This window comes from Ornithinibacillus halophilus (genome assembly GCF_900129485.1).
Classification (GTDB): domain Bacteria; phylum Bacillota; class Bacilli; order Bacillales; family Amphibacillaceae; genus Ornithinibacillus; species Ornithinibacillus halophilus.
Window position 1 is genome coordinate 1 of sequence record NZ_FQVW01000088.1, and the last position, 5,740, is coordinate 5,740.

Genomic DNA, 5,740 nt, shown 5'->3' on the forward strand with positions numbered 1-5,740 from the left:
GAAGATGATTACATTGCGTTGTTGCGTGATACTGGTAGTATGAAAGTGGAAGATTTAGCGAAGAAACACTTAAATGTTGATTTAACACAACCAGAATTCTGGGAAAATGCAATCGCATTATGTGTGAAAGATGTTGAGGAGTTCTTGGCACTATAAGAGTTTGATTTTCCTATTTAAGATGATACTGGAATATAACTAGCGTCAGTATAATATCCATCGCTACGGAAATACACTTCGCTTTCCGCGGGCGGCTGGTGAGCCAGGGAACTACTTGGTTAGGCTTCCTAGCACCCTTGCGCTGAGGAAGCCCACTGCGTAGCATTCCTTGTAGACGCAAGCGCATCACGGGGTCTCACCTATGCCTTTCCTCCCGCAGGACAAGTAATGCTACGGCAGCATTATCATCGCACGAAGGAAATTGTTCTTTATTTCCGAGGAGTCTACGTGTATTTCCTCCGCTAGTTTGGGAGTAACTGTCAATTGCTAGCATTAGAGTTTAACAAGGCTTACATTTTGATCTACTATAAACTCTAAGTGTCAACAAATATCTAAGCCTAGTGTATAACGTATTCACAAGAGTTGTTCGACTATAGAACTATTATAATTAGTGAAGTCTAATTTCTTTTTATAACGTAAGAAAATGCGTAATGTAGAGGTGTCTAACATATCGCCAACTTTTTCGAGCACCTAAGTCATACCTCTTCGTGTGAGCTGACCAAGCTACATTCATTTTTTTTAAGTTGTCAATTTACAGAAAGTACGTTACAATACATGTAGCAAAAAAAGTGAATTATGAAGCCTACAGGGGGAGCCAAATGGCTGAGAGTGAACATGATTGTTCAGACCCTTTGAACCTGTTAGTTAGTACTAGCGTAGGGATGGTGGCTTTTTTGATGGATAAGTAATGTTGTGAGCGGGATTCCCATCAGGAAGCTTCCCCTTGGCATTGCTTTTTTTGTGTTGTTTAAAAATCTTCTATTGTGAGATTTTTAGATTACATGAAGGGGAGGAAGTTGTATGAGTTCAAAACGGACTTTATTTCTAGTCGAGGTGGCAATCTTCACAGCATTAGCTTTATTACTGGATATCATTCCATTTTTAGCATTTAAAGTATGGCCGAATGGAGGGTCAGTGTCATTTGCGATGATCCCGATCTTTATCGTCGCATTTCGCTGGGGATTGAAAGGTGGTTTGACTGCTGGTCTTCTATGGGGACTTTTGCAGTTAGTCATTGAACCAGTAGTGGTCCATCCATTACAAGGGTTCATTGAGTATGGATTTGCATTTACAGCATTAGGTTTAGCTGGAATTTTTGCAAAACCAGTTCAACAAGCGTTAAAGGATGGAAAACTCGCTAAACGATTTATTTATATTATGCTAGGTGTATTATTAGGTACCTTCTTACGATTCTTGGCACATTTCTATGCAGGAATTGTGTTCTTTGGTCATTATGCACCAGAAGACCAACCAGTTTGGTTATATTCATTACTATATAATGGGTCTTACATGTTACCAGCATTTGTCTTAAGTACTGTAGTTGTATTTTTCTTATTTATTAAGCAACCTAGAACTTTATTACAAACAGCTAGCTAATAATTTAACCGCTCACACTTCGGAATAGCTCTTTAATTAGAGCTATTTTTTTGTTTGTTGGACTGTTGTAAAAACCCAATCCCTTCTCCCAAGGCCCTAACAAAATATTTATTTTATAAAATATACATAATATTCTATACTGATAGTAGAGGTGATTCATTATGCGTGAGTTGATCGGAACTTGTCAGGAATGTGAGAAAGATATCTATTGTGAAAATGGTTTCTTAAACGGAGTTCATGAGGATGGAAAACTTTTATGCTTTGAATGTGATAAAAAAGAAGGCTAGGACAGAAATAAGGCTCTTAACTGGATATTTATTCCTTTATTTTTATATATAGTGCTATATTTAAAATTATCGGACATACGTTCCTCTATTTAAAAAGGTTTGTGTTAAAAATGGTGTATTTAGGATGAATAACGGAATAGTTGTCCGAAAAAAGCTTAAAACACCTTTATTTCAATGATTAACGGAATAAATGTCCAAATGACTATGGGACTGGGACAAGGAACCTCCACCTTCTCTCGACTCCACACGAAAATCCCCACAATAAAATCTAAAAATCTTGTAACCTTTTTATAATACCTTTCGTTTCACTAGTACAGAGGAGGAATATGATGTGCACCATTTAATTGATTCTGCAAAAGCAGGGGATATAGATGCTTATGGCCAACTAATTGATCAATTTAGTGGGACAGTTGAACGTTTTGCATTTCAAATTGGGGTTTCTTATGATGATGTGCCAGATGTCTCTCAAGAAGTATTTTTGAGAATCTATCGGTTTTTGCATCAATTTGATGGGGAATCGTCATTTAGTACTTGGTTATATAAGATTACCTTAAATGTCGCAAGAGACTATGGTAGAAAACAATCAAGTATTAAATCCAAAACAGAGTTATTAAAACGTCAACAAAATATAGACGCTTCTGTCGTGGAACCCATAGAAATGCAGTTACTGCGCGACGAAGAGGATCGCTATTTATATCAATGTATTCAAGAATTGAAAGACAAGTATCGTATTCCAATTGTTCTTCATTATTTTCAGGATTTAACGTACCAAGAAATTTCTAAAGTGATCGGTGCCAAGGAATCCACAGTGAAGGTCAGAGTCTTACGGGGACGAAATCAACTGGCTGACAAAATCAATAACAGTCTTGTAAAAGGAGGAATTAACCATGGATGATAAACAATTAGACAAAAAGCTTAAAAAATTGCGTTCATCAATGGATGGAATTCCCTCTAGAACAGATAAAAAATTAATTTTAAGTGAAATCCAATCTGGTAAAAAAAGATGGAATACTTCCAATCTAATAATTTATGCTGGGAGTGTTGCTTGTCTTTTACTTCTTTCATTGTTATTAATTCAAAGTGGAACCTTTTCCTTTAACAATGCAGACGATGGGTTCCTGTTGTCAAGCGAAGATGAAGAAGTGGTCCTACTAGAGTATGGTTCTATTGGAATAGTGAAACAGGACTTCGGTAATAATTATTTATTTAGTTCTACGAGTCATAATTTGATAATAGAGAACAATGTCCGAGGTATGTCAGAGAATGCTCAACCGGCCGTATTGGAGTATCACCTTGGAATTAGAAACAATTGGGGTGAAACCATTGGTAGTATAAAAGATTTTAGTCCTGAAACTAATTCTTATAAAAATGGTGTGAAAGTTCACTTGGAGCCAAGGAAATCTTTGATAGAGGTTATGGATGAAGTGCTAGGTTATAACCTTTTTGAAAGACCAGTATTTTATGATGGCTTACCGGTAATTCCAAGTATTCGAGGTGGAGTATATAGCCTATCTTTTGAAATTGAATCGGATAGAGAGTATGAAAATTCTTCCCCATTTCTAGCTGAGTCTCAAAGGAAACGGTTACTTGAGGAAGCAGGGGAAGTAGATGTAGTTTTAACAATAAAGGATAAAGAAATCGCTCGTATGTATTTAAATGAAACGGAGATGCTTCATATTGCTCCAATCTCGGATGAAGGAGGATATAATGAAAAAGAATAAATTCTTATTGGTTGTTCTTGGAATCCTTATCTTCCTAGCTGCAGCAAACCTAGTAATGGGTCAAGAAAAGAAAGAAGAAGCTGATGATAAAGAAGATGACTATACAAAATATGATTATAAATTTGTAGGAGAAAGTGAGCATTGGGAAGGGGAGTATTACCTAGAGGGAGAGGTTGTATGGTATGAGGACGATGAGTATAAGATGCAAAGACAATATTGGTATGAAGACGCTGGTCAAATTAGATACAAGGGAGAATTAACTGAATTAGACTCTTTGAAAAAGATCCAAATAGAAGTTGGTTCAACTACATCAACGATGACGTTTGATGAAGAAGAAGGTCCTGGACGCGAAATCTTTACCTTTGGAAACCAAGTAGATGACGTTATTGATTATCCTGAAGAACCCATGCAAGTACAAGTGACGTGGGATGGAGAAACAGAAGTGATTAAGTTAGTTCGTGAAGATATCGAATAATAGAAACTCCTTCGTTTTAGATAAATCTGAAACGGAGGAGTTTTTTTGTGCTTTTAAAGTGATAGTCTTATTTTTCCTTTTTTTAACTTTACTTTCACCGTTGTCTAAAAATGCGCATAGGCTATAGCACAGTAAAGAGGAAAGGAAGATCCACGTGGAACTGACGATATCACATTGGTTATATGGATTGTTTACTCTTATTATTATCGGAACAATGATTTTTCGTAAAGGGGTCGTCTTACCAACATTGCTTGGTACATTTGTGATTGCTTGGGTTTATAAAGGGAATTTGATAGACGGGTTTACTGCCATATTTAACGCCAACTTAGTTGCAGCTCAAGAACTGTTTAGTATTTTTTTAATCATTACGTTTATGTTGGCATTATTAAACTCGCTTAAAGATTTAGGTGCTGATGTTCGGATGATTCAACCGATACAAAAAATGATGGTTAATGGTCATGTTTCATTTTTTGTATTAATTGGAGTAACGTATGTCATTTCTCTCTTTTTCTGGCCAACACCAGCTGTTCCATTAATATGTGCTCTACTTGTTCCTGCCGCAGTACGAGCTGGATTGCCTGCAATAACAGCAGCAGTAGCAATAGCCATTGCTGGGCAAGGAATGGCACTCTCGTCTGATTATATCGTACAAGTCGCACCCAGTCTTTCTGGTGCAGCTGCTGGAGTAGATGCATCAATTATTGCTGATAGAGCAATTATCTTATCGTTAATTGCAGGTGGAGTTGCAATTCTAATTGCTTACTTCCTGCATAGAAAATCGATTCGAAAACCTGGTGATGTTCGTAATGAAAAAGATTTACAAGCATTACAATCAGAAGAACGATCTACCAACGAACCAAAGACAACAAATCTTACTACATGGAGTAAAATCTTTGCCATTGTAGTTCCGTTGTCATTATTAGCAGTAGTTGTATACATGATGTACAACAAATTATATTCCGGTAGTGACGGATTAGCTGGTGGGGATGGTGCTGCCTTTGTCGGTGGAGTTGCTGTAATTTTATTGCTTTTATCAACGATTGCCTTTGGAAAACATCAAGCATTAGATTATATAACTAACCATATTACAGATGGATTTGTTTTTGCATTTAAAGCTATGGGACCAGTTATTCCTATTGCAGGTTTCTTTTTCTTAGGTAGTGCAGATTTTTCGGGGACGATTCTTGGTGTGGATGAAGGGCCGTCGTTGTTATTTGGTCTAGTAGAAGCCACCCAAAGTTTTCTACCACAAAGTGCATTATTAGCAGCAGTTAGTGTGTTGATAATTGGAATTATTTCTGGTTTAGATGGTTCAGGATTTTCAGGATTACCACTTACAGGAGCATTAGCTGCATCACTGGAAACAGCCTCAATTGATTCAGCGACATTAGCAGCTATTGGACAGATGGGAGCGATATGGACTGGTGGAGGTACACTTGTAGCATGGTCGTCATTAATTGCCATTGCAGGCTTATGTGGAGTATCAGTAATGGATTTAGTGCGAAAGAATTTCATTCCAGTAATGGCAGGGTTGTTTATTATGACGATTATTGCAGTCTTTATCTAAAGATAAGAATGTATAAAATTTCAGAGATGTCTAGCTCCGAGCGCCTGCGACTAGCGAGACTTCCTTCGCCTCCGTACGATAAGTCAACATCGACTCC

At 37.2% G+C, this 5,740-nt stretch carries 6 protein-coding genes and 1 riboswitch; all 6 genes read left to right on the forward strand.

Annotation, left to right across the window (positions count from 1 at the left end; all coding sequences use genetic code 11):
- Positions 1–794 precede the first annotated feature (794 nt).
- Positions 795–896, forward strand: a riboswitch (TPP riboswitch).
- Positions 897–1,017: 121 nt separating this feature from the next.
- A complete protein-coding gene (gene thiT, locus BUB12_RS17095; RefSeq protein WP_072892122.1) occupies positions 1,018–1,593 on the forward strand; it encodes an energy-coupled thiamine transporter ThiT in 576 nt (191 codons plus the stop codon).
- 161 nt (positions 1,594–1,754) lie between these two features.
- A complete protein-coding gene (locus BUB12_RS18230; RefSeq protein WP_268801948.1) occupies positions 1,755–1,880 on the forward strand; it encodes a hypothetical protein in 126 nt (41 codons plus the stop codon).
- Between the two features lie 331 nt (positions 1,881–2,211).
- Positions 2,212–2,775: an RNA polymerase sigma factor gene (locus BUB12_RS17100; protein ID WP_072892123.1), complete on the forward strand. Its 564-nt coding sequence runs from the start codon at positions 2,212–2,214 to the stop codon at positions 2,773–2,775.
- On the forward strand, positions 2,768–3,601 hold the full coding sequence (locus tag BUB12_RS17105) for a hypothetical protein (protein ID WP_072892124.1): 834 nt from the start codon (positions 2,768–2,770) through the stop codon (positions 3,599–3,601). The genes BUB12_RS17100 and BUB12_RS17105 overlap by 8 nt, the downstream gene beginning before the upstream one ends.
- Positions 3,588–4,076 (forward strand): hypothetical protein, encoded by a 489-nt coding sequence (locus BUB12_RS17110; RefSeq protein ID WP_072892125.1) that lies wholly within the window; start codon positions 3,588–3,590, stop codon positions 4,074–4,076. The genes BUB12_RS17105 and BUB12_RS17110 overlap by 14 nt, the downstream gene beginning before the upstream one ends.
- 154 nt (positions 4,077–4,230) lie before the next feature.
- Positions 4,231–5,643, forward strand: coding sequence for a hypothetical protein (locus BUB12_RS17115; protein ID WP_072892126.1), 1,413 nt, complete (start codon positions 4,231–4,233; stop codon positions 5,641–5,643).
- The last annotated feature ends 97 nt before the right edge of the window (positions 5,644–5,740 follow it).

Bases quoted from the DNA above. Each gene is read 5' to 3' on its own strand.
- BUB12_RS17105 (WP_072892124.1), top strand. From the start codon at position 2,768: ATGGATGATAAACAATTAGACAAAAAGCTTAAAAAATTGCGTTCATCA.
- BUB12_RS17110 (WP_072892125.1), top strand. From the start codon at position 3,588: ATGAAAAAGAATAAATTCTTATTGGTTGTTCTTGGAATCCTTATCTTC.
- thiT (WP_072892122.1), top strand. From the start codon at position 1,018: ATGAGTTCAAAACGGACTTTATTTCTAGTCGAGGTGGCAATCTTCACA.
- BUB12_RS18230 (WP_268801948.1), top strand. From the start codon at position 1,755: ATGCGTGAGTTGATCGGAACTTGTCAGGAATGTGAGAAAGATATCTAT.